This is a genomic window from Izhakiella australiensis (assembly GCF_002006995.1).
GTDB lineage: Bacteria > Pseudomonadota > Gammaproteobacteria > Enterobacterales > Enterobacteriaceae > Izhakiella > Izhakiella australiensis.
In genome coordinates this window covers 77,572-102,246 of sequence record NZ_MRUL01000010.1, presented here as the reverse complement: position 1 = coordinate 102,246, position 24,675 = coordinate 77,572, and the positions used below count along the sequence as shown (strand labels likewise).

28 protein-coding genes are annotated in these 24,675 nt (G+C 53.4%); 13 read left to right on the top strand and 15 right to left on the bottom strand.

Features of this window, described 5'->3' with window-relative positions; genetic code table 11:
* Positions 1 to 122: 122 nt before the first annotated feature.
* Positions 123 to 2,465, top strand: coding sequence for an aerobic respiration two-component sensor histidine kinase ArcB (gene arcB, locus BTJ39_RS14910; protein WP_078003486.1), 2,343 nt, complete (start codon positions 123 to 125; stop codon positions 2,463 to 2,465).
* 858 nt (positions 2,466 to 3,323) lie between these two features.
* Positions 3,324 to 4,040 (top strand): monofunctional biosynthetic peptidoglycan transglycosylase, encoded by a 717-nt coding sequence (mtgA, locus tag BTJ39_RS14905; RefSeq protein WP_078003485.1) that lies wholly within the window; start codon positions 3,324 to 3,326, stop codon positions 4,038 to 4,040.
* Between the two features lie 9 nt (positions 4,041 to 4,049).
* On the opposite strand, the gene npr is transcribed toward mtgA, so the two are convergent.
* The 11 genes from npr to BTJ39_RS14850 form a co-directional block, all read right to left on the bottom strand.
* The gene (gene npr / locus BTJ39_RS14900) at positions 4,050 to 4,322 is read right to left on the bottom strand and encodes a PTS phosphocarrier protein NPr (protein ID WP_078003484.1); all 273 of its coding nucleotides are present in this window, start codon (positions 4,320 to 4,322) and stop codon (positions 4,050 to 4,052) included.
* Entirely contained in the window at positions 4,319 to 5,173 is an 855-nt protein-coding gene (gene rapZ / locus BTJ39_RS14895; protein WP_078003483.1) for an RNase adapter RapZ, read from the bottom strand. Before rapZ ends, npr begins: the two co-directional genes overlap by 4 nt.
* Positions 5,174 to 5,203: 30 nt before the next feature.
* Entirely contained in the window at positions 5,204 to 5,686 is a 483-nt protein-coding gene (gene ptsN / locus BTJ39_RS14890; RefSeq protein ID WP_176110327.1) for a PTS IIA-like nitrogen regulatory protein PtsN, read from the bottom strand.
* 200 nt (positions 5,687 to 5,886) lie between these two features.
* Positions 5,887 to 6,174 carry a ribosome hibernation promoting factor gene (hpf, locus tag BTJ39_RS14885; RefSeq protein ID WP_078003481.1) on the bottom strand — a complete coding sequence of 96 codons (288 nt, stop codon included), beginning with the start codon at positions 6,172 to 6,174 and terminating at the stop codon, positions 5,887 to 5,889.
* A gap of 22 nt (positions 6,175 to 6,196) precedes the next feature.
* On the bottom strand, positions 6,197 to 7,630 hold the full coding sequence (gene rpoN / locus BTJ39_RS14880; protein ID WP_078003480.1) for an RNA polymerase factor sigma-54: 1,434 nt from the start codon (positions 7,628 to 7,630) through the stop codon (positions 6,197 to 6,199).
* Between the two features lie 48 nt (positions 7,631 to 7,678).
* Entirely contained in the window at positions 7,679 to 8,404 is a 726-nt protein-coding gene (lptB, locus tag BTJ39_RS14875) for an LPS export ABC transporter ATP-binding protein (protein ID WP_078003479.1), read from the bottom strand.
* A 6-nt stretch (positions 8,405 to 8,410) separates the two neighbouring features.
* Positions 8,411 to 8,956, bottom strand: a complete 546-nt coding sequence (lptA, locus tag BTJ39_RS14870) for a lipopolysaccharide ABC transporter substrate-binding protein LptA (protein ID WP_078003478.1) — start codon at positions 8,954 to 8,956, stop codon at positions 8,411 to 8,413.
* The gene (lptC, locus tag BTJ39_RS14865) at positions 8,928 to 9,506 is read right to left on the bottom strand and encodes an LPS export ABC transporter periplasmic protein LptC (protein WP_078003477.1); all 579 of its coding nucleotides are present in this window, start codon (positions 9,504 to 9,506) and stop codon (positions 8,928 to 8,930) included. Before lptC ends, lptA begins: the two co-directional genes overlap by 29 nt.
* Positions 9,503 to 10,057, bottom strand: coding sequence for a 3-deoxy-manno-octulosonate-8-phosphatase KdsC (gene kdsC, locus BTJ39_RS14860; RefSeq protein WP_078003537.1), 555 nt, complete (start codon positions 10,055 to 10,057; stop codon positions 9,503 to 9,505). Before kdsC ends, lptC begins: the two co-directional genes overlap by 4 nt.
* 25 nt (positions 10,058 to 10,082) lie before the next feature.
* The gene (gene kdsD, locus BTJ39_RS14855) at positions 10,083 to 11,069 is read right to left on the bottom strand and encodes an arabinose-5-phosphate isomerase KdsD (protein WP_078003476.1); all 987 of its coding nucleotides are present in this window, start codon (positions 11,067 to 11,069) and stop codon (positions 10,083 to 10,085) included.
* A gap of 10 nt (positions 11,070 to 11,079) precedes the next feature.
* Positions 11,080 to 12,060 (bottom strand): calcium/sodium antiporter, encoded by a 981-nt coding sequence (locus BTJ39_RS14850; protein ID WP_078003475.1) that lies wholly within the window; start codon positions 12,058 to 12,060, stop codon positions 11,080 to 11,082.
* A gap of 216 nt (positions 12,061 to 12,276) precedes the next feature.
* Between BTJ39_RS14850 and mlaF the strand changes: the two genes are divergently transcribed.
* From mlaF to murA, 7 genes are all read left to right on the top strand, one after another.
* Entirely contained in the window at positions 12,277 to 13,089 is an 813-nt protein-coding gene (gene mlaF / locus BTJ39_RS14845) for a phospholipid ABC transporter ATP-binding protein MlaF (RefSeq protein ID WP_078003474.1), read from the top strand.
* A 7-nt stretch (positions 13,090 to 13,096) separates the two neighbouring features.
* Entirely contained in the window at positions 13,097 to 13,879 is a 783-nt protein-coding gene (gene mlaE / locus BTJ39_RS14840) for a lipid asymmetry maintenance ABC transporter permease subunit MlaE (protein ID WP_078003473.1), read from the top strand.
* A 4-nt stretch (positions 13,880 to 13,883) separates the two neighbouring features.
* Entirely contained in the window at positions 13,884 to 14,429 is a 546-nt protein-coding gene (gene mlaD, locus BTJ39_RS14835; protein WP_078003472.1) for an outer membrane lipid asymmetry maintenance protein MlaD, read from the top strand.
* Between the two features lie 8 nt (positions 14,430 to 14,437).
* Complete coding sequence (gene mlaC / locus BTJ39_RS14830) at positions 14,438 to 15,073, top strand: phospholipid-binding protein MlaC (RefSeq protein ID WP_078003471.1); 636 nt, start codon at positions 14,438 to 14,440, stop codon at positions 15,071 to 15,073.
* Positions 15,070 to 15,363 (top strand): lipid asymmetry maintenance protein MlaB, encoded by a 294-nt coding sequence (mlaB, locus tag BTJ39_RS14825; protein ID WP_078003470.1) that lies wholly within the window; start codon positions 15,070 to 15,072, stop codon positions 15,361 to 15,363. Before mlaC ends, mlaB begins: the two co-directional genes overlap by 4 nt.
* Positions 15,364 to 15,489: 126 nt before the next feature.
* Positions 15,490 to 15,744, top strand: a complete 255-nt coding sequence (gene ibaG / locus BTJ39_RS14820) for a BolA family iron metabolism protein IbaG (RefSeq protein ID WP_078003469.1) — start codon at positions 15,490 to 15,492, stop codon at positions 15,742 to 15,744.
* Between the two features lie 70 nt (positions 15,745 to 15,814).
* Complete coding sequence (gene murA, locus BTJ39_RS14815) at positions 15,815 to 17,083, top strand: UDP-N-acetylglucosamine 1-carboxyvinyltransferase (protein WP_078003468.1); 1,269 nt, start codon at positions 15,815 to 15,817, stop codon at positions 17,081 to 17,083.
* A 48-nt stretch (positions 17,084 to 17,131) separates the two neighbouring features.
* On the opposite strand, the gene BTJ39_RS14810 is transcribed toward murA, so the two are convergent.
* Both BTJ39_RS14810 and pdxR read right to left on the bottom strand, forming a co-directional pair.
* Entirely contained in the window at positions 17,132 to 17,434 is a 303-nt protein-coding gene (locus BTJ39_RS14810; protein WP_078003467.1) for a helix-turn-helix domain-containing protein, read from the bottom strand.
* Positions 17,435 to 17,696: 262 nt separating this feature from the next.
* On the bottom strand, positions 17,697 to 19,127 hold the full coding sequence (gene pdxR / locus BTJ39_RS14805) for a MocR-like pyridoxine biosynthesis transcription factor PdxR (RefSeq protein WP_078003466.1): 1,431 nt from the start codon (positions 19,125 to 19,127) through the stop codon (positions 17,697 to 17,699).
* 92 nt (positions 19,128 to 19,219) lie between these two features.
* Here pdxR and BTJ39_RS14800 point away from each other — a divergent pair, with 92 nt between their 5' ends.
* Positions 19,220 to 19,678 carry a carboxymuconolactone decarboxylase family protein gene (locus BTJ39_RS14800; protein ID WP_078003465.1) on the top strand — a complete coding sequence of 153 codons (459 nt, stop codon included), beginning with the start codon at positions 19,220 to 19,222 and terminating at the stop codon, positions 19,676 to 19,678.
* A gap of 45 nt (positions 19,679 to 19,723) precedes the next feature.
* Here the strand turns inward: BTJ39_RS14800 and ispB are convergent, their stop codons facing one another.
* Positions 19,724 to 20,695: an octaprenyl diphosphate synthase gene (ispB, locus tag BTJ39_RS14795; protein ID WP_078003464.1), complete on the bottom strand. Its 972-nt coding sequence runs from the start codon at positions 20,693 to 20,695 to the stop codon at positions 19,724 to 19,726.
* A gap of 293 nt (positions 20,696 to 20,988) precedes the next feature.
* Between ispB and rplU the strand changes: the two genes are divergently transcribed.
* The 3 genes from rplU (at position 20,989) to cgtA (ending at position 22,989) form a co-directional block, all read left to right on the top strand.
* Positions 20,989 to 21,300 carry a 50S ribosomal protein L21 gene (rplU, locus tag BTJ39_RS14790; protein WP_078003463.1) on the top strand — a complete coding sequence of 104 codons (312 nt, stop codon included), beginning with the start codon at positions 20,989 to 20,991 and terminating at the stop codon, positions 21,298 to 21,300.
* Between the two features lie 15 nt (positions 21,301 to 21,315).
* Entirely contained in the window at positions 21,316 to 21,573 is a 258-nt protein-coding gene (gene rpmA, locus BTJ39_RS14785) for a 50S ribosomal protein L27 (RefSeq protein WP_078003462.1), read from the top strand.
* 240 nt (positions 21,574 to 21,813) lie between these two features.
* Positions 21,814 to 22,989 carry an Obg family GTPase CgtA gene (cgtA, locus tag BTJ39_RS14780; protein ID WP_078003461.1) on the top strand — a complete coding sequence of 392 codons (1,176 nt, stop codon included), beginning with the start codon at positions 21,814 to 21,816 and terminating at the stop codon, positions 22,987 to 22,989.
* A 38-nt stretch (positions 22,990 to 23,027) separates the two neighbouring features.
* Here cgtA and dacB read toward each other — a convergent pair whose 3' ends face one another.
* A complete protein-coding gene (gene dacB / locus BTJ39_RS14775) occupies positions 23,028 to 24,470 on the bottom strand; it encodes a serine-type D-Ala-D-Ala carboxypeptidase (RefSeq protein WP_078003536.1) in 1,443 nt (480 codons plus the stop codon).
* Between the last annotated feature and the right edge of the window lie 205 nt (positions 24,471 to 24,675).

Below are 24,675 nucleotides of genomic sequence, written 5' to 3'. Positions count from 1 at the left end.
AGAAAGTCACGGTTTTTCGCCGAAAATGTATTCGGCGACGGACTAACGGAATCGCGCTGCACAAAGGCGTGAGCGTCAGTTATACGGTATGATTAACCGCATCTTGTTGTCAGGACGGACATATGAAACAGATTAGATTGCTGGCGCAATACTACGTTGACCTGATGGTTAAACTCGGGCTGGTGCGTTTTTCCCTGCTGCTGGCTTCCGTGCTGGTGGTGCTGGCGATGGTTGTTCAGATGGCGGTGACCATGCTTTTACACGGTCGCGTCGAAAGTATTGATGTGGTGCGCTCGGTATTTTTTGGTCTGCTGATTACCCCCTGGGCTGTCTACTTTCTGTCGGTTGTGGTGGAGCAGCTGGAGGAATCACGGCAGCGGCTGGCGCGTCTGGTCGACAAGCTGGGAGAAATGCGCCAGCGCGATATGGAATTAAACCAGCAAATGCAGGATACCATTACCCGGCTGAATCAGGAGATAGCCGACCGCATCAAGGCTGAAGAAGCGCGCCTGCTGGTCGTCGAAAAGCTTAAGGAAGAAATGGCGCGGCGCGAACAAGCGCAGATCGAGCTGGAGCAGCAATCAACCTTTCTGCGTTCTTTTCTCGATGCTTCCCCTGACCTGGTATTCTATCGCAATAGCGATCAGCAGTTTTCCGGCTGCAACCGGGCGGTGGAACTGCTTACCGGTAAAAGTGAAAAGCAGCTGATCGGCCTGTCGCCAGAAGACGTCTACGATGAAGAGGCGGCGACCAAGGTGATGGAAACCGATGAGAAAGTTTTCCGTCATAACGTTTCGCTGACCTACGAGCAGTGGCTGCAATATCCGGACGGGCGCAAAGCCTGTTTTGAAATTCGTAAAGTCCCCTATTACGACAGGGTTGGTAAGCGTAGCGGCCTGATGGGATTCGGACGCGATATTACCGAGCGTAAGCGCTATCAGGACGCACTGGAAAATGCCAGCCGGGAAAAGACTACCTTTATCTCAACGATCAGCCACGAGCTGCGTACGCCGCTTAATGGCATTGTCGGCCTGAGCCGTATTCTGCTGGATACCGAATTAAATCAGGAACAGCTTAAGTACCTGAAAACTATCCACGTGTCGGCCGTCACCCTTGGCAATATTTTTAATGATGTTATCGAGATGGATAAAATTGAGCGTCGTAAGGTACAGCTCGATTTACAGCCGATCGATTTTACCAGCTTCCTTGCCGACCTTGAGAACCTGTCTGGCCTGCTGGCGCAGCCGAAAGGCCTGAAATTTGTGATGGCGCCAGTTTTGCCGCTGCCGCACCAAATTATCACTGACGGTACGCGTCTGCGGCAGATTCTGTGGAACCTGATCGGTAATGCGGTGAAGTTTACCCGCCAGGGCGAGATTGTGGTGCGGGTCGCCTACCAGGGCGAAGATAGCCTGCGTTTCGAGGTTGAGGACTCCGGCATGGGGATCCCCGAAGACGAGCAGGATAAAATCTTCGCCATGTATTATCAGGTAAAAGATCAGCATGGCGGTAAGCCTGCTACCGGCACCGGGATTGGTCTGGCGGTTTCCCGTCGACTGGCCCAGAGCATGGGCGGCGATATCAGCGTACGCAGCGTGCCGGGCGAAGGCGCATGCTTTTCTTTGACTATTCATGCCCCGCGCGCCGCTGAAGAAGTGGATGACGCCGAATCCGCCGATGAAATGCCGCTGCCGGCGCTCAACGTTCTGCTGGTAGAAGATATCGAGCTTAACGTTATTGTCGCGCGTTCGGTACTGGAAAAGCTCGGTAGCAGCGTTGAAGTGGCGATGACGGGGCAGGCGGCGCTGGATATGTTTGATCCGCAGGAGTTCGACCTGGTTTTACTGGACATTCAGCTGCCTGATATGAGCGGTATGGAGGTTGCCAGAGAGATCCGTCGGCGTCATGCAAACCAGGAACTGCCGCCGCTAATAGCGCTGACGGCAAACGTGCTCAAAGATAAAAAAGAGTATCTTGATGCCGGAATGAACGATGTGCTGAGTAAGCCGCTTGCGGTGCCGGCGCTGGCGGCGATGATCAAAAAGTACTGGGATGTTCAGCAAGACGCTGCCGCTGAAACGCAGCCTGAGGCTGCGAATGAATCGGGGCAGACGGCACTCTTAGATCTGACGGTGCTGGAGCAATACATTGAGCTGGTCGGGCCTTCGCTGGTTCACCAGAGCCTGGCAATATTTGAAAAGATGATGCCGGGGTACCTGGAGGTGCTGGATTCCAACATGATGGCGCGCGACCAGAAAGGCATTGCTGAGGAAGGCCATAAGATTAAGGGCGCGGCGGGGTCGGTTGGCCTGGTGCATTTGCAGCAGCTGGCAAAACAGATCCAAAGCCCCGAGCTGCCGGCGTGGTGGGATAACGTTCAGGAATGGGTGGAAGAATTAAAAACAGAGTGGCGGCATGATGTTGCCGTACTGCGCAACTGGTTGGCTGGCGTAGAAAAAAAATGACCCCAGCCGAGGCCGGGGTGCGCGAATACTGCGCCAACACCAGGGAAACTATGACCGACGCAATCTGATAGTTAGAGTCTGGCTGCGTCGGGCGGTATTGGATAAAACGTCTAGTCACTACAGTAGCAAATTTTGTCAGGCCAGGTTAAAGAACCATTAAAATGTGTGATGTAGGACCACGTGCAGGTATAGGAAACATTAATTTACTGATACTGTCAAGCAGCTAATCATTTTGCACGGGCGATCGGATTAAATTTGACCGCTTGTGCCAATTAAAGCAATGACAGGTTTAACTAACCGGTTTTCATACAAAATCTGCAATTAATTTGTGCTTCTTTATTAAAAAATAGACGGCAATCTCATTGCAACTTTATGTATTTTAAAAAAATAGTTTTTTTTGCGTCTGCCGGTTATTTTGACAAGTTAAGCGGCAACTTGTCGTCGAGCCCGGGGGGATTTTATGGCGATATGTCGGCAGCTTTTGCGAAGCATATCTTCATAATGTACAGGTTTGTGTCGTAACAAATGATGAATAGTTAAGTGGTTTTTTTGAATAAACCAGGAAAAATCGAGGGCGGGAAAAAATGATGTTAAACGTTATTGATTAAATGGGTTAACTAATCATTGTAGTGAATATTGCGCTTTTTAACAGTTAGCCCGGCCGCTGGCAGCCATAGCAAAAGCGCCGCGCAGTTGGCATATCGCAGATGATGCAATAGACTGCGGACGAGTAGTTGATAGCATCGCTTAATCGCGTAAAAAGACGTCGTGCTGAAGGTAAACTTACAGCCTGTCGATGACCTTGCAGGTTCTTGCCATTTATCTGGATTGCTGGCAATTCACCCCGGAGAACACATTTTGAAAAAAGGGAACGGTTGGCGGCGAGTGAAAAGCCTGATAATCAGAGCTGTTCTGGGCATTCTGGCGATCTGGGCGGCAGGCATCATACTCTTTGCTTTCTTACCGGTGCCGTTTTCCGCGGTGATGGCTGAGCGTCAAATCGGCGCGTGGCTACGGGGCGACTTCGGCTATGTAGCTCACTCTGACTGGGTTGGCAGCGATGAGATATCACCCTGGATGAAGCTGGCAGTTATCGCTTCAGAAGATCAAAAGTTTCCTGTTCACTGGGGTTTTGATGTTGAAGCCATTGAGTCAGTGCTGGATGACGGCCGTGACGGACAGATGCGCGGCGCGTCAACGATTTCTCAGCAGACGGCTAAGAACGTGTTTCTTTGGGATGGTCATAGCTGGGTGCGTAAAGGGCTGGAAGCCGGGCTCACCGTAGGCGTTGAAACCGTCTGGAGCAAACGGCGTATTTTAACCGTCTATCTTAACGTGGCTGAATTTGGTAAGGGCGTATTTGGCGTAGAAGAGGCGTCGCGCCGCTATTTTCATAAGCCCGCCAGTAAGCTGACTTCAGCGGAGGCTGCGCTGCTGGCCGCGGTATTGCCCAGCCCGTTGCGCTTTCATGCTGATGCCCCTTCCGCTTATTTACGCCAGCGCCAGCTGTGGATCATGCGGCAGATGCGTCAGCTGGGTGGGGAAGGCTTCCTGCGCGAACATAAGCTGCTATAACTCACTGTCTTAATCTTCGTCAAAACCGGCATCAAACAGCTCGATGACGGCGGCCAGCGCCTGCTGCTCTTCGGGGCCGCTGGCCTCTATTTCAATGTGGCCCCCTTTTGCCGAGTCCAGCATCAGCAGAGCGATCACGCTGCTGGCTTCGGCTTCTGTACCGCTTTCATTGCGCAGCAAAACCTCTGCGTCAAAACTTTGCACCAGTTCGAAAAGCTTCATTGCCGGGCGGGCGTGCATACCCAGCTTATTTTTAATTTCAACGGTTTGCTTAACGGTCATGATTTACGTTTTTCCAGGGTCCGGTGGCGGGACTGGACGTTTTTGCCGCGTGAGCGGAAATAATCAGCCAGCTGCTCTGCGATATAAACCGAACGGTGCTTTCCGCCGGTGCATCCAATGGCGACGGTGAGATAGCTACGATTATTGGTCTCAAGCATCGGCAACCACAGTTCCAGGTAGCTGCGCGTCTGATAAATAAAATTATGAACTTCCGTGTGGCGATCGAGGAAGGCCGCGACCGGCCTGTCCAGTCCGGTCATCGGGCGTAGTTTCGGGTCCCAGTGTGGATTAGGTAAAAAACGTACGTCAAATACATAGTCGGCATCAATGGGAATGCCGTGTTTAAAACCGAAGGATTCAAACACCATCGTCAGTTCGCGCTCGCGTTTGCCCAGTAGCCGGGTGCGCAGCATTTCCGCCAGTTCGTGGACTGACATTTCGGAGGTGTCGATAATCAGGTCAGCTCTGGAGCGCAAAGGCTCCAGCAGTTTATTTTCTTCATCAATGGCGCTTTCCAGCGACAGGTTTTTGCTGGAGAGCGGATGCAGTCGGCGCGTATCGCTGTAGCGCCGGATTAAAGTGCTGCGATCGGCATCAAGAAACAGCAGCTGCGGCGAGAAAGTACCGGGGAGATCGGTCAGCGCGGTTTCCAGAATTTCCGGCGTCTCCGGCATGTTGCGCACGTCTATGCTCACCGCCGCGGAGGTTTGCCGTTCGGTCAGCGAGTTGGCTAGCGCGGGCAGCAGCTCCACCGGCAAATTATCTACACAATAAAACCCCATGTCTTCAAGTGCGCGCAGGGCAACGGACTTACCTGACCCCGATCGACCACTGACGATCATCAGCACCATGTGCTTTCTCCTGAGTTGCAGCAGACTGCCTTACTGATTTTCTTCATTACCTTCTGTGATTATCTGATAGAGCTCTTCATCATTTTGCGCGGCGCGCAGACGACGGCAGATTGATTTATCGGCCAGGCGCTTTGCCACCAGCGACAGGGTGTGCAAATGCGTCTTACACTGATCCGCCGGCACCAGCAATGCAAACAGCAGATCGACTGGCTGGTTATCAATAGCGTCAAAAGCAATGGGCTGATCGAGACGAATGAACACGCCAACGGCGCGTAACGTGTCCTCCTCCAGCTTGCCGTGCGGAATGGCAATGCCGTTACCAATACCGGTACTGCCCATGCGCTCGCGGGTAAGTATTGATTCGAAAATAGTCTGGTGAGGCAGGTTCAGCTGCTGCGCGGCCAGTTCGCTGATAATCTCCAGCGCCCTTTTCTTACTCTGGCAATGCACACCGCTGCGGGTGCAGGCCTGGCTTAGTACCACGTTAAGTTCCAGTGTTTGATCAGTATTCATCATAGTTTCACTTAGGTGTTCATTTACGCCTGGTGTATTGCTTTACATTACTCATCCCTGAACCCTGGGTCAGTACTGCGTCAGGTTCAACCCAACGTACGCCTGATTGATTAACGGCTCGCCTCAAGGGCGAGCCGATGGGTTACTGGGCGGAATGTCGCCTTATGGCGCCGTGCCCGTTGTGTCGCTATTTGCTAAGGTTAGTGCTGTTTCAGTTTATCTTTATGTTTGTTTAGCTGGCGAGCCAGTTTATCAACTAAGCCATCAATAGAAGCATACATATCTCGCTCTTCTGAGGTTGCATGCAGCTCGCCTCCATTTACGTGCAGCGTGGCTTCCGCTATCTGCGAAAGCTTCTCTACCTTTAGAACAATATAGACCTGATTAATTCTGTCAAAAAATTGTTCCAGTTTGGCAAACTTAGTATTAACGAATTCACGTAATGCATCGGTGATTTCGACATTTTGCCCAGTGATATTTAGCTGCATAGTTGCTTCCTTATCAGTTCGTTCAGACCAGACGTTTACGCTGGTTTGAGGGCGGGATGGATAAAGATTCACGATATTTCGCGACAGTGCGGCGCGCTACCATGATGCCCTGTTCCGAGAGCAGGGTAGTCAGCTTGCTGTCGCTGAGGGGCTTAGCGGGGTTTTCCGCTGAGACAAATTTTTTCACCAGTGCGCGAATCGCTGTTGAAGATGCTTCACCGCCGCTTTCGGTGTTAACGTGGCTGGAGAAAAAGTATTTAAGTTCAAAAATACCGCGCGGGCTGTGCAGATACTTTTGCGTGGTAACCCGGGAGATAGTTGACTCGTGCATGTCCACCGCGCTGGCGATGTCCGCCAGCACCATTGGACGCATATATTCTTCGCCCTGGTCAAAGAACGCCTGCTGCTGTTCTACAATGCAGCGCGACACTTTTAGCAAGGTTTCATTACGGCTCTCAAGGCTTTTGATCAGCCAGCGGGCTTCCTGCAGATTGCTGCGAATAAACTGGTTGTCGCTATCGCTGCGGGTGCTGTTGCCGAGTGCGGCATACTGCTGGTTAATTTTGAGTCGCGGAATGCTATCGGCGTTCAGCTCTACTAACCAGCGGTCCTGAACTTTGCGTACCAGCACATCGGGAATGACGTATTCCGGTTCGCTGGTATTGATCGACTGGCCCGGACGAGGATCGAGCGACTGGATAAGCCGCATGGCGCCTTTAAGCGCGTCTTCTTTGAGCCGCGAGACGCGCATCAGGGTGCGAAAGTCATGATTTGCCAGCAGATCTAAATGCTCACTGACCACCATGCGCGCTTCTTTTAGCCAGGGCGTTTCGGCAACAAACTGCGAAAGCTGCACCAGCAGGCAATCGCGCAGGTCACGGGCGGCGACGCCAACAGGATCGAAGCGCTGAATACGTTTTAGTACCGCCTCGACCTCTTCCATCTCCAGCTCGTCGTTGCCAATGCTGTCGAGTATGTCTTCCAGCGATACGGTCAGATAACCGGTATCGTCAACGGCATCAACAATCGAAGTGGCTATTGCCCGGTCAGTCTCGGAAAAGGGCGTGAGCTCAACCTGCCACATTAAGTAGTCATGCAGCGTTAGCGTGGTTTCGCCCTGATAAACCGGCAGCTCTTCGTCGTGATAGTCGGTTCCCGTTCCGGAGGGGGTTCCTGCGGTGTAAATCTCATCCCAGGTCGCGTCCAGAGGCAGCTCGTCCGGCATCTCTTTTTGTTCAAGTGCCTCACGGGTGTCTAAGTCGTCATTCTCCGGCACTGCGCGGGTATCGATTTCGTCGTTAGTTTCGGTTTGTTCCAGAAGCGGGTTGCTTTCAAGCGCCAGCTGGATTTCCTGCTGAAGTTCAAGCGTTGAAAGCTGCAGCAAGCGAATAGCCTGCTGTAGCTGAGGTGTCATGGCGAGCTGCTGACTGAGCCGGAGTTGCAAGCCTTGCTTCATAGTCAGGATGTCATCTCCCCGTAATACTGACCCATTATGAACACCTTATCAGAGTCTGAACTCTTCGCCCAAATAAACGCGTTTCACCTGTTCATTGGCCAGCACTTCCTCAGGCGTTCCGTGGGCGATCATATGTCCCTGGCTGACAATATAGGCGCGCTCGCACACCGCCAAGGTTTCACGCACGTTATGGTCGGTGATCAGCACGCCGAGACCGCTATCACGCAGGTGTTCGATAATTTTTTTTATATCGATAACGGAGATTGGATCGACGCCGGCGAAGGGTTCATCAAGCAGAATAAATTTGGGGTTAGCTGCCAGCGCGCGGGCTATCTCAACCCGACGGCGTTCACCGCCTGACAGCGACTGACCAAGGCTATCGCGCAGGTGTCCTATGTGGAATTCTTCCATAAGATCGTTGGCGCGATCTTCACGCTGCTCGCTAGTCAGATCGTCACGGATCTGCAGCACCGCCATCAGGTTATCGTAAACCGTCAGACGGCGGAAAATGGATGCTTCCTGCGGTAGGTAGCCAATACCTCGCCGGGCGCGGGCATGAAGAGGCAGAATGCTGATATCGTCATCATCAATGACTATCCGGCCGGCATCGCGCGGCACAATACCCACCACCATATAAAACGTGGTCGTTTTGCCGGCGCCGTTAGGCCCCAGCAAACCGACGATTTCACCTGAGTTCACCGTCAGGCTGACATCTTCAACAACCCGGCGACCTTTGTAGGCTTTCGCCAGATTTTCTGCAATTAAGGTTGCCATATAGCGTTAGTTACTCTTTTTTTGCTGACCATTTTTGTTTTTATCCTGCAACTGAGACGGAACCAGAACCGTGGTTACGCGCTTGCCTGAGTTGCTGAATGCCTGCATTTTTTGCTGCTTAACCAGATAGGTGATGCGATCGCCGTTAACGCTGCTGTCCTGCTGTTGCAGAAACGCATTGCCGGTTAGCTCAACAAAATCGTTGGCCAGTTCATAGTGAAGTTTAGAGGCGTGCCCTTGTACCGGCTTGCCATTGTCCTGCATCTGATAAAAGGTGGCCGGATTGCCATAGGCATCAATAATCGTTTTGCTACTGTCGCCGCCGGGGCGGGTGACCACGATTTTATCTGCGGTAATCTTGATCGATCCCTGGGTGGCGACGACGTTACCGGTAAAGGTCGCCACGTTGCCCTGCATGTCCAGAGCCTGATTCTGTGAATCAATGTGAACCGGTTTATCCGTGTCGCCGGTGAGCGCCAGTGCTGGTAGCGCAGCGGCTAAAAGGGAGCCGGCCAGGAAAAACTTAATGCTGTTTTTGGTTTTGGATTTCATAAGAGGTTTGGACCTTTTCAATCAGCTGGGCCGTTTTCTTCCGCAAATTACCGCGCATCTTCATGCCGGTTGAGTTAAAGCTGGTACCATAAAGTGTGACCTTATCGTCTGAGGTAACGTCCAGCGTTGTCAGATTGATCACTGCATTATCTGTAATAATTCGCTGCAGCTGCGAGGTGCTGGTCAGGCTGTTCACCTCTACATGGCCGTATAGATAGAGCATGCGATCGTTGGTTAAACGGGCTTTATCAGCCCGCACGGACCAGATCGGCACTTTGTTTTCGTCGAATACCGTCATTACCGGCTTATCGAACCAGCTGACGTCATCTTTGGTAAAGTAAGTTACCTTATCTGATATCAGCTTATAATTTAGCGAACCGGTTGGACTGTATACCACCGTATCTGAGCGATCGCTGGTATAAGTAGGCTCGTTATTATTATTGTTGTTCTGATTCTCAGGTTCATTACTGTTGTCGGCCATATTCCAGCCGATCAGAATCAGGGCTATCAAAGCCAGAATGAGCGTTATCCAGCGTTTTAATTTACTCATACTGACTGCCCTTTGGCCTCATCAAACTTATCCTGTGCGATTAATATCAGGTCGCAAATTTCACGTACCGCGCCGCGTCCGCCGGCAATCCGGGTGGTGTAATCCGCTCGCGGCAGCAGCGCCGGATGAGCGTCGGCAACGGTGACGCTAAGCCCAACCCGTGCCATGACCGGCCAGTCTATCAGGTCGTCACCGATATAGGCGATTTGTTCAGGCGCCAACGATAGTTTATCCACAAGTTCAGCGAAGGCCAAAAGCTTATCGGATTGACCCTGGTAAAGATGTGTAATCCCCAGCGTGGCGCAGCGGTCTTCCAGCAGTTTTGCTTTGCGGCCGGTAATAATAGCGACTTCGATGCCCGAGGTCAGCAAACAACGCACGCCATAGCCATCGCGCACGTTGAACGCTTTTAATTCCTCACCGTTGTTGCCCTGATAGATAACGCCATCAGACATCACGCCATCAACATCGCAAATCAATAGCTTGATAGCACGGGCTTTTTGTAGCACGTCACTACTGACCGGACCGTAACAGGTTTCAACCATGACCATTTTGCTTAATTTCTCGTTTATCAGCTTATACCACGCCAGCACGCAGCAGGTCGTGCATATGAATCACGCCCAGTAACAGATCGCCATCTGCAACCAGCACCGCGGTAATATTTTTATTTTGCATAATATTCAACGCATCGACCGCCAGCGTTGCCGGTCGTACCCGGATGCCGCCTGGCGTCATAACGTTGTCGATACGCACCTGCTGGAAGTCGACGCCCATATCCAGCACGCGGCGCAAATCGCCATCGGTAAAAATACCTTCAATCTGCATTAAATCATCGCAGATGACCGTCATACCAAGGTGTTTACGGGTAATTTCCAGCAGAGCATCACGCAGGCTGGCATCGCGGCTGACGTGAGGAATTTCATCTCCGGTGTGCATGATATCATCGACGCGCAGCAGTAGCTTACGCCCGAGTGCGCCGCCTGGATGGGAGAGGGCGAAGTCCTCGGCGGTGAAGCCGCGCGCTTTCAGCAGCGCGACGGCCAACGCATCGCCCATTACCAGCGTCGCGGTGGTGCTACTGGTTGGCGCTAATCCCAGCGGGCAGGCTTCCTGCGGCACTTTGACGCACAGATGAATATCCGCAGCGCTTGCCATGCTGCTTTCCGGGCGGCTGGTGATACAAATAAGCGATACCCTCAGGCGCTTGAGCACCGGGATGAGGGCCAGAATTTCCGCTGACTCGCCGGAGTTTGAAATGGCAATGACCACATCGCTCGACGAGACCATGCCCAGATCGCCATGACTGGCTTCAGCCGGGTGGACAAAAAAAGCAGGAGATCCGGTGCTGGCGAACGTCGCCGCCATTTTTTTGCCGATATGACCTGATTTGCCGATGCCCATCACAACGACTTTGCCGTGGCAGTAAAATATCTTTTCGCAGGCGCGGCTGAAATCGTCGTTGATGTAGTTGTCCAGCTGTTCAAGGCTCTCGCGCTCAATGCGCAGCACCTCTTTGCCGGCCTGTTGAAAGTCAAAACCCGGTTCAAGCTCGCTGTGGGGCATAATTCAGTCCTTACCAGAAGTTCTCTGAGGGGAAGAAGTAAAGCAGCGTCACCCAGAGGATAAAACCACAGAGTAACAGGGCGCCTGTTACCCGTCCGATACGACGGCGTCGCTGCAGGCAGATCAGCGTAAACAACGCGCTGACGCCAAGCATAATCCAGTAGTCACGGTCAAAAGCATCGTTATCAATGCTACCAGGATGCAGCATAGTCGGCACGCCCAGTACGATAGCAATATTATAAATGTTAGAACCAATAAGATTGCCAATCGCAATATCATCTTCACCTTTCAGCGCCCCGGCAATCACCGTAGCCAGTTCAGGCAGGCTGGTGCCGACCGAGATTATCGTCAGGCCAATGACCAGTTCACTAACGCCGAGATAATCGGCAACCACCGTGGCGTTATCAATAACCATGTTGGTTGCCACCGGCAGCATAATCAGCGCCACCGCGAGCCAGAGAAATGCCACGGTGTTGCCGGTATCGCCACGCGGCAGTTCCGCCATCTGCTCACGGGTCAGGGTATCGTTATTGTTATGGGCGGCGCTTTTAGCAATATGGATAATCGCCAGCAGGTAGGCTAATGCCATTATGATTAACAGCAGGCCATCCAGCCGGCTCAGCTGATTATCAAACAGTAAAAAGCCGCTGAGTAAGGTTACCAGCAGCATTAGCGGCAGTTCACGTCTGATCAGGTTGGATTGTACGGTCAGGGGATGGAGCAGCGCCGCGCCGCCGAGGATCAGCAAAATGTTGATAATGTTCGATCCCATCGCCGTGCCTACCGACATATCAAGCTGACCGTGATTGGCTGCCGACAGTGAAACAATGAATTCGGGTAACGAGGTTCCAATTCCGACTACCGTCATTCCGATAATCAGCGGAGGAACGCCCAGGGAGCGGCAAAGGATCGAGGCGCTAAAAACCAGTCGGTCTGCACCATAGGCCAGCAGCACCAAACCGATTACCAGAAGGGCGGTAGCAACAAGCATGAAGGATCCTTTCTGCAAAACCATTGTCGTTTTGTATAGACGATGGTGGGCAAGGTCATAATAATGGATGTGATTCTGACGCCCTGAAAAGAAAAAGTAAAACTTATGCCGGGATTCATCGTCTTGCGGGGTAAGTTTCTGTAAAAGTCGCCTCTTCAGAATTTAATGGGGTACCATCTACACTTGATTACTATTACCAGATCAACAGAGGTCATTATGGAGCAGACGCCAGGGAATCTGGTTGAAGTTCGCGGCGTCACCTTTAGTCGCGGCGATCGCGTCATCTTTGACGATGTATCGCTGACGGTGCCTGAAGGGAAAGTGACGGCCATTATGGGACCATCCGGGATCGGCAAAACGACGCTGCTCAGGCTTATCGGCGGACAGCTACAGCCTGATAAAGGCGAAATCTGGTTCCAGGGCGATAATATTCCCACGCTGTCGCGCTCACGACTGTACGCTGCCAGAAAGAAAATGAGCATGCTGTTTCAGTCTGGCGCACTGTTTACCGATCTCAGCGTTTTCGATAATGTTGCCTGGCCTTTGCGCGAGCATACCCGGCTGCCTGAACCGTTGCTGCATGCAACGGTGATGATGAAGCTGGAAGCGGTCGGCCTGCGCGGCGCAGCGCAGCTGATGCCATCGGAACTGTCTGGCGGCATGGCGCGTCGCGTCGCTTTAGCGCGTGCCATCGCGCTTGAGCCGGACCTGATTATGTTTGACGAGCCTTTTGTCGGACAGGATCCTATCACCATGGGGGTGCTGGTTAAGCTGATTGATGAACTCAATCATGCCCTGGGTGTCACCTGTATCGTGGTGTCCCATGACGTGCCGGAAGTGCTGAGCATCGCCGATTATGCCTACATTGTTGCGGGTCGCAAGGTGATAGCCGAGGGGACCGCTGAACAACTAAAAGAAAACACAGATAGCCGCGTACGGCAGTTTATCGACGGTATAGCTGACGGGCCGGTGCCTTTTCGTTTTCCGGCAGGTGAATACCTGCAGGATTTAATCGGATCAGGGAGTTAATCTGACCATGTTAGTTCGTTTTCTGGCCTCGCTGGGACGACGCGGCATTCAAACCTGCGCCTCTTTCGGCCGCGCCGGGCTGATGCTTTTCCACGCGCTGATCGGGCGGCCTGAGTTTCGTAAACACGCGCCGCTGCTTGTCAAACAGCTCTACAGCGTGGGCGTGCTGTCATTGCTAATTATCGTGGTTTCCGGCTTGTTTATCGGTATGGTGCTCGGACTGCAGGGTTACCTGGTGCTCACCACCTATAGCGCAGAAACCAGCCTCGGTATGCTGGTGGCGCTATCGCTGCTGCGTGAGCTAGGGCCGGTGGTTACGGCGCTGCTGTTTGCCGGACGTGCGGGTTCGGCGCTGACGGCCGAGATTGGCCTGATGAAAGCCACTGAGCAGCTCTCCAGCATGGAAATGATGGCGGTGGATCCGCTGCGTCGGGTGGTTTCGCCGCGCTTCTGGGCCGGATTTATAAGTATGCCGCTGCTGGCGCTGATTTTCGTCGCTGTCGGCATACTGGGCGGCGCGCTGGTTGGTGTTACCTGGAAAGGCATCGATAGCGGCTTTTTCTGGACGGCAATGCAGAACGCCGTTGATCTGCGCAAAGATATTGTGAACTGCGTAATCAAAAGCGCGGTGTTCGCCATTACCGTGACCTGGATAGCCTTGTTTAATGGCTATGATGCCATTCCGACCTCGGAAGGAATTAGCCGGGCGACGACTCGTACCGTAGTACACGCATCACTGGCGGTACTGGGGCTGGATTTTGTGCTGACGGCACTGATGTTTGGGAACTGATGCAATGCAAACTAAAAAGAGTGAAATTTGGGTTGGCGTTTTTTTACTTCTGGCACTCTGTGCGGCAATTTTTCTCTGTCTGCGCGTTGCGGATGTAAAATCGCTGGGTAATGAACCTACCTGGCGTCTTTACGCGAACTTTAACAACATTGGCGGCCTGAAAACCGGATCGCCGGTGAAAATTGGCGGTGTGGTAATCGGCCGGGTTACCGATATTTCGCTCGATGCCAAAACCTACCTGCCGCGCGTTACCATGGCGATTGAGGATAAGTATAACCAGCTGCCGGACACCAGTTCGCTGGCCGTGCGCACGCAGGGCCTACTCGGCGAGCAGTTTCTGGCTTTAAATGTTGGTTTCTCCGATCCGGAAATGGGAACTGCAATGCTGAAAGAAGGCAGTACCATTCAGGATACAAAGTCGGCGTTAGCGCTGGAAGATCTCATCGGGCAGTTCCTGTATAAGAGCAACGATGAGGGTGGTAAAAAAGGTCAGCAGCCCGGCCAGGACGGCACTCCGCCTGAACTGTCTGCTCCGACACAGCCTAAATGAGGATTGGCATGTTTAAACGTTTAATGATGATTGCCCTGTTGGCGATTGCTCCTTTGGCCGCCAATGCGGCGGTTGATCAAAGCAACCCCTACAAGCTGATGGATCAAGCTGCGGAAAAAACCTTCAGTCGTTTAAAAGCTGAACAGCCGAAGATCAAGCAGGATCCTAATTATCTGCGCCAAATCGTTCGCCAGGAGCTGCTGCCTTACGTGCAGATCAAGTACGCCGGGGCGCTGGTTCTGGGGCAGTATTATCAGCAGGCAACCCCTGCCCAACGCGAAGCCTACTTTAAAGCCTTTGGCGATTATCTGGCCCAGGCTTATGGCCAGGCGCTGGCGCTCTACCACGGTCAGACCTACAAAGTCGCGCCTGAGCAGCCGCTTGATAATGCGAATATCGTCGCTATCCGCGTAACGATTTTCGATCCGAACGGCCGCCCGCCGGTGCGACTGGATTTCCAGTGGCGTAAGAACAGCGTTACCGGCAACTGGCAGGCGTTTGATATGATTGCCGAAGGGGTAAGCATGATCACCACTAAGCAAAATGAGTGGAGCGATATCCTGCGTACACAGGGGATCGACGCGCTGACCAAACGTCTTCAGTCTTATGCCGCTCAGCCGATCACGCTGGATAAGCAGCAATGAGTCAGCCGCTAAGCTGGACCAGCACGGGCGGTCGTTTGGCGCTGACTGGCCGGCTGAACCACGAGACGCTGTTGCCGCTATGGCAGCAGCGTGATGAGCTGGTGAAAGGCGTCAGTCAGCTGGATGTCAGCGGCCTTGATCAGGTGGACACTGCCGGACTGGCGCTGCTGGTTCACCTCCGCGAAGCGGCGGTAAAGCAAAATGTGACGCTGCAGGTAACCGGTATCACCGACAGGCTGCGATCGCTTATCTCATTGTATAATTTACAGCCCCTGATGGCGGTCGACTAGCGATGTAATTGTTTATCGCCTGATAGAGAAAGCCCCTGCTCAGTCTGGGGCTTTCTGCTTGTTTAAGATAAAGGCAAATTCCTCTACTATGTGGGGCTGTTATCATCAATCAACGTCAGAATGGTCATGGAAAATAGCGAAATACAATCGGTGCTTTTAAGCGCGTTACCCTTAGACGAGGTACACGTTTCCGGCGATGGCAGTCACTTTCAGGTGATCGCCGTTGGCGACGTTTTTGCCGAGCTGAGTCGGGTAAAAAAACAGCAGGCGGTTTATGCGCCGCTGATGGAATATATTGCGGATAATCGTATTCATGCGGTTTCCATCAAAACCTACACGCCGACTGAGTGGGCGCGTGACCGTAAGCTGAACGGTTTTTAATTGGCTTGCCTGACCCCAAGCGAACTGGCGGGCAGCAAATGCGTTTTTTTGTAAACTGAGAACAGTAGCAATGGATAAATTTCGTGTGCAGGGGCCAACCCGGCTGAGTGGTGAAGTAACTATTTCCGGAGCGAAAAATGCTGCGCTGCCGATCCTGTTCGCTGCTTTGCTGGCCGAAGAGCCGGTTGAAATTCAGAATGTCCCGAAACTGCGGGACATTGATACCACCATGAAGCTGCTGAGCCAGCTTGGGGCAAAGGTTGAGCGTAATGGCTCGGTGCATGTGGATGCCAGCCGCGTTGATATTTATTGTGCGCCCTATGAGCTGGTGAAAACCATGCGCGCGTCAATCTGGGCGCTCGGGCCGTTGGTTGCCCGCTTCGGACAGGGACAGGTTTCTTTACCCGGCGGCTGCGCCATCGGCGCCCGTCCCGTTGACTTGCATATCACCGGCCTTGAGCAGCTGGGCGCGCAGATAAAGCTGGAAGAGGGCTACGTTAAAGCGTCAGTTAACGGGCGTCTGAAAGGGGCGCATATCGTGATGGATAAGGTGAGCGTCGGCGCGACAGTAACCATTATGTCCGCAGCCACGCTGGCCACCGGCACCACCATCATTGAAAACGCGGCTCGCGAGCCTGAAATTGTCGATACGGCTAACTTTCTCAATACCCTCGGCGCAAAGATCAGCGGCATGGGTAGCGATCGCATTACCATTGAAGGCGTGGAGAAGCTGGGCGGCGGCGTTTATCGCGTATTGCCCGATCGCATTGAAACCGGAACCTTTCTGGTCGCGGGTGCCATCTCCGGCGGTAAAGTAATCTGCCGCAATACCCGTCCTGATACGCTGGATGCGGTTCTGGCGAAGCTGCGCGAAGCCGGCGCTGAGATTGACGTGGGTGAAGACTGGATTTCGCTGGACATGCATGGCAAGCGGCCTAAATCGGTAAACGTGCGTACCGCGCCGCACCCCGGGTTCCCGACGGATATGCAGGCGCAGTTTACCCTGCTAAATCTGGTGGCAGAGGGAACCGGCGTGATTACCGAAACCATTTTTGAAAACCGCTTTATGCACCTGCCTGAGCTTATCAGGATGGGAGCGCATGCCGAAATTGAGAGCAATACGGCAATCTGTCATGGCGTAGCAAAACTCTCCGGCGCCCAGGTTATGGCGACGGACTTACGTGCATCGGCCAGTCTGGTGCTGGCAGGCTGTATTGCTGAAGGGACCACGCTGGTAGATCGCATTTATCACATCGACCGCGGCTACGATCGCATCGAAGATAAACTGCGCGAGCTTGGCGCTGATATCCAACGCATGAGCGGCGAAGAGACGCTTTAACGCTTCTCATGCTGCTACAAAACGGACGACTCAGGTCGTCCGTTTTTTTTAGCTCTGGCGCCCCTGTCCGGCGCCGTTTTTATGCGTTGCCTCTGGTCGAATCAGTCGTTTACGATCGAGCAGTTTGTGTGACTCCGGATCGTAATAGCGGCTGGGCCATATCTCCGCCGGATGAATGCCGAGCGCGTTGGCAATCAGCCATTCTCCTTTGGGCCAGGGGCGACAAATGGCATTGGCCAGCGTTGAAGAACTGAGGCCCGAAGCGCGGGAAAGCGCCGCCAGTGAGGTTTTTCTTTTATGTAAAGCCGCGATGATATCTGCTGAATGCCAGTCGCTTTTCAGCGGTTGCATAAGTCCTCCTTGATATTTACTGGAAATTCCTTGTCATTAGTTGGTTATGTTAATTGTTTCGCTAATTTAATGATAAATATGGCGATTAGGTTTATATGTTAACATTTTAAATTACCAGTTAGCGTTATAACAAAAAATAAAAGTTGTTTTTATGGCGCTTTCAATAAAATTTCCTGATTTGTGTCTGGCACCACAGTTCGTGTTGCAACGTTGCAAAGGGGAAGAGGCGGGTAATTGCCGACAGCGTCAGCGCCGGATATGGCTAGCTAAAGTTGTCTGCCAGCTCACGCAGGCGCTGGCTACAGGCATCAAAGCCCTGAGCAGGCAAGGTGGTAACCCCCAGCAGCAGACCGCGGCGGGAATGCTGCGCGGCAGCGTACCAGCTGGAAAGCGGCGAAGGGGCCATGCCGTTTTTCAGCGCTTCGCGCGCGATGGCCTGATCGTCGCTGGCATCAGCAAGCCCGACGATCAGCGAAAGCCCCGCCTGGCGCAGGAGAGGAAACTCATGTTTCAGGCTCTGCGCCATTAACTCCAGCCTTTCACGATAGGTGCGCTTCATGCGCCGCAGATGGCGTAAAAAATGACCGTCACGCATGAAAGCGGCAATGGTATTGTGAAGTAAGGGCGAAGCGGAGGGATTAAACGCGGCCATCGCATCAGCGAAGCGGGAGGCCAGCGCTGGCGGCACCACCAGATAACCGCAGCGGAACAGCGGGCTGAGCGTTTTACTGAAGGTGCCAATATGCAGCACTCTTCCTTCACTGTCCTGCGAAGCCAGCGCCGGGGCTGCGCGGCCATAGAGCTGCAGTTCGCCGAGATAGTCATCTTCAATAATCCATGCCTGCCGTTCATTCGCCCAGTTCAGTAGCATCTGTCGGCGCTGCGATGTCAGCGTGACGCCCAGCGGAGCCTGCTGGCCCGGCGTGACCAGCGCAAAATCGGCTTGCCGCCCATGTTTAATCCCTTCTTCAACGCATATTCCGGCGTCATCGACTTTCACCGGGATAGTGTTAATCCCCGCCAGCTGCAGCGCCCTGGTCGCCAGCGGGTAGCCAGGATCTTCTATCCAGCCGGTTTTACCCCGCAGCGCCAAAACCATAAAGATTAACCCCAGCGCGCCGGCATACCCCTGGGTCAGCAGGATTTGCGAAGGATGGCAGCGGATCCCTCTGGTCATCGCCAGATAGGCCGCCAGTTCATGGCGCAGGGCCAGGCTGCCGCGCGGGTCGGGATAGCCGAAAGGCAGACTGGCTAGCTGACGGGACTCTTTATGCAGCAGGCGCGTCCAGACTTTTGCCGGAAAGCAGTCGCTGGCTGGAACCCCCATCTGAAAGGTGAGTGCCGGCATGTCATAGTCATTGATGACCGCGCTGCGCGGGGAGCTGTGATCGGCATTTGGCAAGGAGGGTGGCTGGACATGGCGACAGACAAAGGTTCCGGCCGCGCCTCTGGCAATCAATAACTGGTTGTCTACCAATCCATCATAGGCTCTGCGCACCGTCCCACGCGCGACCCCAAGCTGCGCCGCCAGATCCCGGCATGAAGGTAACCGTGAACCGGCGGGCAAGTTGCCATTAAATATCGCCTGCTGGATCCCATCATGGATCTGCATGCTCAGGCTTTGTCCCGGCAGGCGATTCAGCAACAGCAGCCCAGGATTGAATGGGCCACTATTTTTATCATTTTTTGGCACTTTTATTAATCCATAGCAAAAGGAACAATGGTCTGGATGGCAAGCCAGTCTTCGGCTTGCTAAAGGAAATCATACCGCAGGAGTAGAACATTATGAGTGAAAGAATCGATTTTAGCCGGGTCTCACCGGAAGGGATGAAAGCGCTCGGCGGCGTTCGTCATTATGTGCTGGGAAGTGGCTTGCCGCTGACGCTAATCGAACTGGTTTTCCTGCGCGTGTCACAGATCAATGGCTGCGCCTATTGCCTCGATATGCATACGCGCGAACTGCTGGAAATGAAGGTTCCACAGGAGAAAATTACCCTGACCGGCGCCTGGCGTGAGGCGGGAAACTGGTTTACGGCGGCGGAGAGGGCGGCACTTGGCTGGGCGGAAGCGCTGACGCTGATTGCCAGCAGGGGCGCACCGGATGAACTCTACGATGAGGTGCGTTCACATTTCAGTGAGAAGGAAATTATCGACCTCAATATTACAATCGGCCTGATGAATGCCTATAACCGGCTGGCAATCAGCACGCGCAAATTACCAGACAGCGCAAGAAAACTGGCTTAAACACGGAGAAGCTGCGGCGAAAACCATTCGCCGCAATTTATTGATTCAAAACTCACGTTGTACGGACATATGAGCCAATCCTTCCAGCGCGCTGCGCCAGGGTGATTCCGGCAGCGCTTTCAGGGCGACGATCGCTTTGTCAGCTTCCTGCTCGGCGCGCTGACGGGTCCATTCCAGCGAACCGCACTGGTGCATGGCTTCCAGCACCGGTTCCAGCAGGTGGCGGCCATTACCCTGCTCAATCGCCCCTCGAATCATCGCAGCCTGATCGGCGCTGCCATGCTGCATAGCATGTAATAGCGGCAGCGTCGGCTTGCCTTCGCTAAGGTCATCGCCGACGTTTTTACCGAGAGTTTTGCCATCGGCGCTGTAGTCCAACAAATCATCGATTAGCTGAAAGGCGGTGCCGATGTAGCGTCCATAATCCTGCAGCGCTTTTTCCTGCTCCGGGGTTGCGCCGGCGAGAATTCCGGAGGCCTGAGCCGCCGCTTCAAACAGGCGAGCGGTTTTGCTGTAAATGACCCGCATGTAGCTTTCTTCGGTAATATCCGGATCGTTGCAGTTCATCAACTGCAGCACTTCTCCTTCGGCGATCACGTTCACCGCTTCAGACATCAGCGCCAGCACGCGCAGCGAGCCGATGCTGGTCATCATCTGAAAGGCGCGGGTATAGATGAAATCACCCACCAGTACGCTGGCGGCATTGCCGAAGGCGGCGTTTGCGGTGGCTTTGCCGCGCCGCATATCCGATTCATCAACCACATCGTCATGCAATAAGGTTGCGGTGTGGATAAATTCAATCAGTGCGGCCACCGTCGTATGATGTTGTCCACTGTAATTGACGGCGCGCGCCGCCAGAATGGCAATCATCGGACGGATGCGCTTACCTCCGCCGCTGACGATGTAGTAGCCCAATTGATTGATCAGCGACACATCGGAATTTAGTTGTTCCAGGATGATTGCATTAACGTCCGCCATGTCTTGCGCGGTGAGTTCGTTTATCTGTTCTAAGTTCATCAGTCTGTTCAGCTATTACTCAATCTGCTGCCAGGATAAGCGTACGTTTACCGTGGCTGTGCCCTGGCAATCTCCGGGCATATATGCCGGACGTGCCGATGGATATATCCAAGAGTGTACTTGAAAATTGTGTGGTTGAAACGCATCGAATCGTGCTGCGCTTTTTTTCTGCAATAGTCGCGATCTGGCACTTGTCTTAATCAAGAAACTTGCGTAGAATTCGCGCCCTATTGTGAATAATTTATTGCGCGGCCTGAAATATAAAGACGGCAAGCGCGTAAGCGGAGTTTGATATGTACGCGGTTTTCCAAAGTGGTGGTAAACAACACCGAGTAAGCGAAGGTCAGACCGTTCGCCTGGAAAAGCTGGACATCGCAACCGGCGAAACGATTGAGTTCGACCAGGTTCTGATGATTGCCAATGGTGAAGACGTGACAATTGGCGCGCCTTTAGTTTCAGGTGGTGTGATCAAAGCAGAAGTTGTTGCTCATGGTCGTGGCGAAAAAGTTAAAATCGTTAAGTTTCGTCGTCGTAAGCACTACCGTAAGCAGCAGGGTCACCGTCAGTGGTTCACTGATGTGAAGATCACTGGCATCAGCGCCTAAGAGGAGATCTGACAAATGGCACACAAAAAGGCTGGCGGCTCCACTCGTAACGGTCGCGACTCAAATGCAAAACGCCTGGGCGTAAAACGTTTCGGCGGTGAAAGCGTTCTGGCTGGCAACATCATCGTTCGCCAGCGCGGCACTAAATTCCATGCGGGCACCAACGTTGGCTGTGGTCGTGACCACACGCTGTTTGCAACCGAAAATGGTAAAGTGAAGTTCGAAGTTAAAGGCCCGAACAACCGTAAATACGTCAGCATCGTTGCTGAGTAATGGTTATCGCGCCGCACGGCGATTAAACGCTGTGCAACGACGATTCAGAAAGCCCCGCTCAGATGGCGGGGCTTTTTACATTCTGCGCCAGACCGGCGTTAGCGATGTACGGCAAGGGTGTTGTACACTTTATATGCAGTTTACGTAATCGCTGTTTTAAGTCCGCATGGTGTCATCCCGGATGGCCGACGCGGATTTTTCCGCGCCTGACATCGGGCGAATGATAGACGGAGAAGTAACATGAAGTTTGTTGATGAAGCCACTATCCTGGTGGCTGCCGGTGACGGTGGCAATGGTTGCGTCAGCTTCCGCCGGGAAAAATATATTCCTAAAGGCGGGCCGGATGGCGGCGATGGCGGCGATGGCGGCGACGTTTACCTTGAAGCCGACGAAAACCTCAACACCCTGATCGACTATCGGTTTGAAAAGGCATTTCGCGCCGAACGCGGCCAGAATGGCCAGAGCCGTGACTGTACCGGCAAGCGTGGTAAAGACGTTACCGTCAAGGTGCCGGTAGGGACCCGTATTATCGATCAGGGTACTGGCGAAACCCTGGGCGATATGATGCGTCACAATCAGCGTCTGATGGTCGCAAAGGGAGGATGGCACGGTCTGGGCAATACCCGGTTCAAGTCCTCTGTTAACCGCACGCCGCGCCAGAAAACGATGGGGACGCCCGGCGAACAGCGCGATTTACAGCTGGAACTGATGCTGCTGGCCGACGTCGGCATGCTGGGGTTACCAAATGCCGGTAAATCAACCTTTATTCGCGCCGTTTCCGCCGCTAAGCCAAAGGTTGCTGACTATCCCTTTACCACGCTGGTTCCCAGCCTCGGCGTGGTGCGTATGGATAATGAAAAGAGCTTCGTGGTGGCCGATATTCCCGGCCTGATTGAGGGCGCTTCTGATGGCGCCGGCCTTGGGATCCGCTTTCTGAAGCATCTTGAGCGCTGCCGCGTATTATTGCACTTGATCGATTTGGCGCCAATCGATGAATCAGATCCGGTTGAAAACGCGCGGATCATTCTTGGCGAGCTGGAAAAATACAGCGAAAAGCTTTTCCAGAAGCCGCGCTGGCTGGTATTTAACAAAGCCGATCTGCTTGATCCGCAAGAGGCTCAGCAGCGCGCGCAGGCCATTGCTGACGCGTTAGGCTGGCAGCAGAAGCTCTATGTTATTTCAGCGGCCAGCCAGAATGGCGTAAAAGATCTGTGCTGGGATGTGATGTCTTTTCTGGTGGCTAATCCTAAGCAGCTGGAAGAAGAGGCGCCGCAGGCGGCTGAGAAAGTTGAGTTTATGTGGGACGATTATCATCGTGAGCAGCTGGAAGCCGCCCAGGAAGTCGAGGAAGATGACTGGGACGACGACTGGGATGAAGACGACGATGAAGGCGTAGAAACCATTTATCAGCGTTAAGACAATAAATAATGGGAGCCAGCGGCTCCCATTATTATTTAGTAGTTTGAATAAAGATCCCGATACAGGCGGCTTTCAAAGCGCACCAGCGGAATGCGGCGCTGCCGTTGATCCTGAGGCGGAACGGCATACCCCGACAGGAACTGAACGAAGGCTACACGCTGACCGCTTGCGGTTGTCAGGAAGCCCGCCAGGTTATACACCCCTGACAAAGACCCCGTTTTGGCCGACAGTTTGCCATCGACGCCCGCCTCATGCAGACCGCCACGATAGCGCAACGTGCCGTCATAGCCTGCGAGCGGCAGCATGGAAATAAAGTCCAGCTGCTGATCGTGCTGAGCGATATATTGTAACGCCTGCATCATCGTTTCTGGTGAAAGCAGATCGTGGCGTGACAGACCTGAACCGTCTACCTGAATGCTATTGCCCATATCGATACCGGCTTTTTGCTTGAGAATACGCCGTACCGCATCGGATCCGGCCCGCCAGGTGCCCGGAACGCCGAAATAGTTATGCCCGATAGTGCGAAAAACGGCATCTGCAATCATATTGTCCGACTTCTTCAGCATGCTGTGCAGAAGGTTGTGTAAAGGCGCGGACTGGGTCTGCGCCAGCACCGTGCCGGGCTGATTGACCTGAGTTTGCCGAACCAGATGCCCGCTGTAGTCAATGCCGGCGTCGGAGAGCATGCCTTTCAGCAACTGACCTGCGTATGCCGCGCCATCCTGAATAGCAAAAGCCAGCGGCAAAGGTTCAGCCCGCTGCGGCATACAGCCTGTCAGCGTGTAGCGGTTAAGCTCGCCGGTTACCACATCCAGCTCGCAGTATTGGGCATCCGGCGAGTTGCGGCCCAGAGTGCGAACCTGGCTAAACACGCTGACCGGATAATATGACGCGACGGTAACGTGCGCGGTTTCATCCGGTTTAGGCGCGCTGTGCAGCGCGACTGAGAAGCAGTTGCGGTCAACGATTGCAGCGGCCGGTGGCGCATCAAAGCATTCTGAAATATCGTTCCACGGCCAGCCGGGCGCTTTGTCATGGCTGGCAAACACCGAGGTATCGATAACCAGATTGCCATCGATATGCGTGACGCCCAGCTTTTTAAGCTGAGCGACCATATTGCGCATATTCTGACGGGAAAAGGTCGGGTCGCCGTCGAAACGCGCAATCAGATCCCCTTTCAGCGTGCCGCCACTGATGCTGCCGTGACTTTCCAGCGTGGTCGTAAAGCGAAAGTCCGGGCCCAACTGTAACAGCGCGGCCAGAGCCGTAAGTACTTTCATCGTACTGGCGGGTAGAGCCATCTGCTTGCCGTTGTAATCCAGTAATGGCGTGCTGGAACCGACTTTCTGCGCCAAAAACGCCAGGCTTGTTCCTTCAGGTAAATATTGCGTATAGCTTTCAACTGAGGCAGCCTGTGCAACTTGAGCATTAAGTGAAATTGCGCAGGCTGCACCGGTAAGAATTCGTAAAAATCGCATAATCTCGCGGTAAAAGGCAGATGGTGCTGTCATACTACGGTGCATTGAGGTGCAAAGTAAACGATGACCCGGGGGGAACTCCCGGGTAAAATACGTATCAAAATGCAAAATGATTTCCTGGCCTGGGGAGCACTCCGGGTCAGGTTTCTTTCGTTTGTAAATTTGGTAACAAGCGGCGCAGAACGTTTTTCTGCAATCACAGGTC

What these genes read in the sequence shown, in the direction of transcription:
- arcB (WP_078003486.1), top strand. Translation starts at nt 123, where the DNA reads ATGAAACAGATTAGATTGCTGGCGCAATACTACGTTGACCTGATGGTT.
- npr (WP_078003484.1), bottom strand. Translation starts at nt 4,322, where the DNA reads ATGACCGTTAAGCAAACCGTTGAAATTAAAAATAAGCTGGGTATGCAC.
- rapZ (WP_078003483.1), bottom strand. Translation starts at nt 5,173, where the DNA reads ATGGTGCTGATGATCGTCAGTGGTCGATCGGGGTCAGGTAAGTCCGTT.
- ptsN (WP_176110327.1), bottom strand. Translation starts at nt 5,686, where the DNA reads ATGAATACTGATCAAACACTGGAACTTAACGTGGTACTAAGCCAGGCC.
- hpf (WP_078003481.1), bottom strand. Translation starts at nt 6,174, where the DNA reads ATGCAGCTAAATATCACTGGGCAAAATGTCGAAATCACCGATGCATTA.
- rpoN (WP_078003480.1), bottom strand. Translation starts at nt 7,630, where the DNA reads ATGAAGCAAGGCTTGCAACTCCGGCTCAGTCAGCAGCTCGCCATGACA.
- lptB (WP_078003479.1), bottom strand. Translation starts at nt 8,404, where the DNA reads ATGGCAACCTTAATTGCAGAAAATCTGGCGAAAGCCTACAAAGGTCGC.
- lptA (WP_078003478.1), bottom strand. Translation starts at nt 8,956, where the DNA reads ATGAAATCCAAAACCAAAAACAGCATTAAGTTTTTCCTGGCCGGCTCC.
- lptC (WP_078003477.1), bottom strand. Translation starts at nt 9,506, where the DNA reads ATGAGTAAATTAAAACGCTGGATAACGCTCATTCTGGCTTTGATAGCC.
- kdsC (WP_078003537.1), bottom strand. Translation starts at nt 10,057, where the DNA reads ATGGTCATGGTTGAAACCTGTTACGGTCCGGTCAGTAGTGACGTGCTA.
- kdsD (WP_078003476.1), bottom strand. Translation starts at nt 11,069, where the DNA reads ATGCCCCACAGCGAGCTTGAACCGGGTTTTGACTTTCAACAGGCCGGC.
- BTJ39_RS14850 (WP_078003475.1), bottom strand. Translation starts at nt 12,060, where the DNA reads ATGCTTGTTGCTACCGCCCTTCTGGTAATCGGTTTGGTGCTGCTGGCC.
- mlaF (WP_078003474.1), top strand. Translation starts at nt 12,277, where the DNA reads ATGGAGCAGACGCCAGGGAATCTGGTTGAAGTTCGCGGCGTCACCTTT.
- mlaE (WP_078003473.1), top strand. Translation starts at nt 13,097, where the DNA reads ATGTTAGTTCGTTTTCTGGCCTCGCTGGGACGACGCGGCATTCAAACC.
- mlaD (WP_078003472.1), top strand. Translation starts at nt 13,884, where the DNA reads ATGCAAACTAAAAAGAGTGAAATTTGGGTTGGCGTTTTTTTACTTCTG.
- mlaC (WP_078003471.1), top strand. Translation starts at nt 14,438, where the DNA reads ATGTTTAAACGTTTAATGATGATTGCCCTGTTGGCGATTGCTCCTTTG.
- mlaB (WP_078003470.1), top strand. Translation starts at nt 15,070, where the DNA reads ATGAGTCAGCCGCTAAGCTGGACCAGCACGGGCGGTCGTTTGGCGCTG.
- ibaG (WP_078003469.1), top strand. Translation starts at nt 15,490, where the DNA reads ATGGAAAATAGCGAAATACAATCGGTGCTTTTAAGCGCGTTACCCTTA.
- murA (WP_078003468.1), top strand. Translation starts at nt 15,815, where the DNA reads ATGGATAAATTTCGTGTGCAGGGGCCAACCCGGCTGAGTGGTGAAGTA.
- BTJ39_RS14810 (WP_078003467.1), bottom strand. Translation starts at nt 17,434, where the DNA reads ATGCAACCGCTGAAAAGCGACTGGCATTCAGCAGATATCATCGCGGCT.
- BTJ39_RS14800 (WP_078003465.1), top strand. Translation starts at nt 19,220, where the DNA reads ATGAGTGAAAGAATCGATTTTAGCCGGGTCTCACCGGAAGGGATGAAA.
- ispB (WP_078003464.1), bottom strand. Translation starts at nt 20,695, where the DNA reads ATGAACTTAGAACAGATAAACGAACTCACCGCGCAAGACATGGCGGAC.
- rplU (WP_078003463.1), top strand. Translation starts at nt 20,989, where the DNA reads ATGTACGCGGTTTTCCAAAGTGGTGGTAAACAACACCGAGTAAGCGAA.
- rpmA (WP_078003462.1), top strand. Translation starts at nt 21,316, where the DNA reads ATGGCACACAAAAAGGCTGGCGGCTCCACTCGTAACGGTCGCGACTCA.
- cgtA (WP_078003461.1), top strand. Translation starts at nt 21,814, where the DNA reads ATGAAGTTTGTTGATGAAGCCACTATCCTGGTGGCTGCCGGTGACGGT.
- dacB (WP_078003536.1), bottom strand. Translation starts at nt 24,470, where the DNA reads ATGCGATTTTTACGAATTCTTACCGGTGCAGCCTGCGCAATTTCACTT.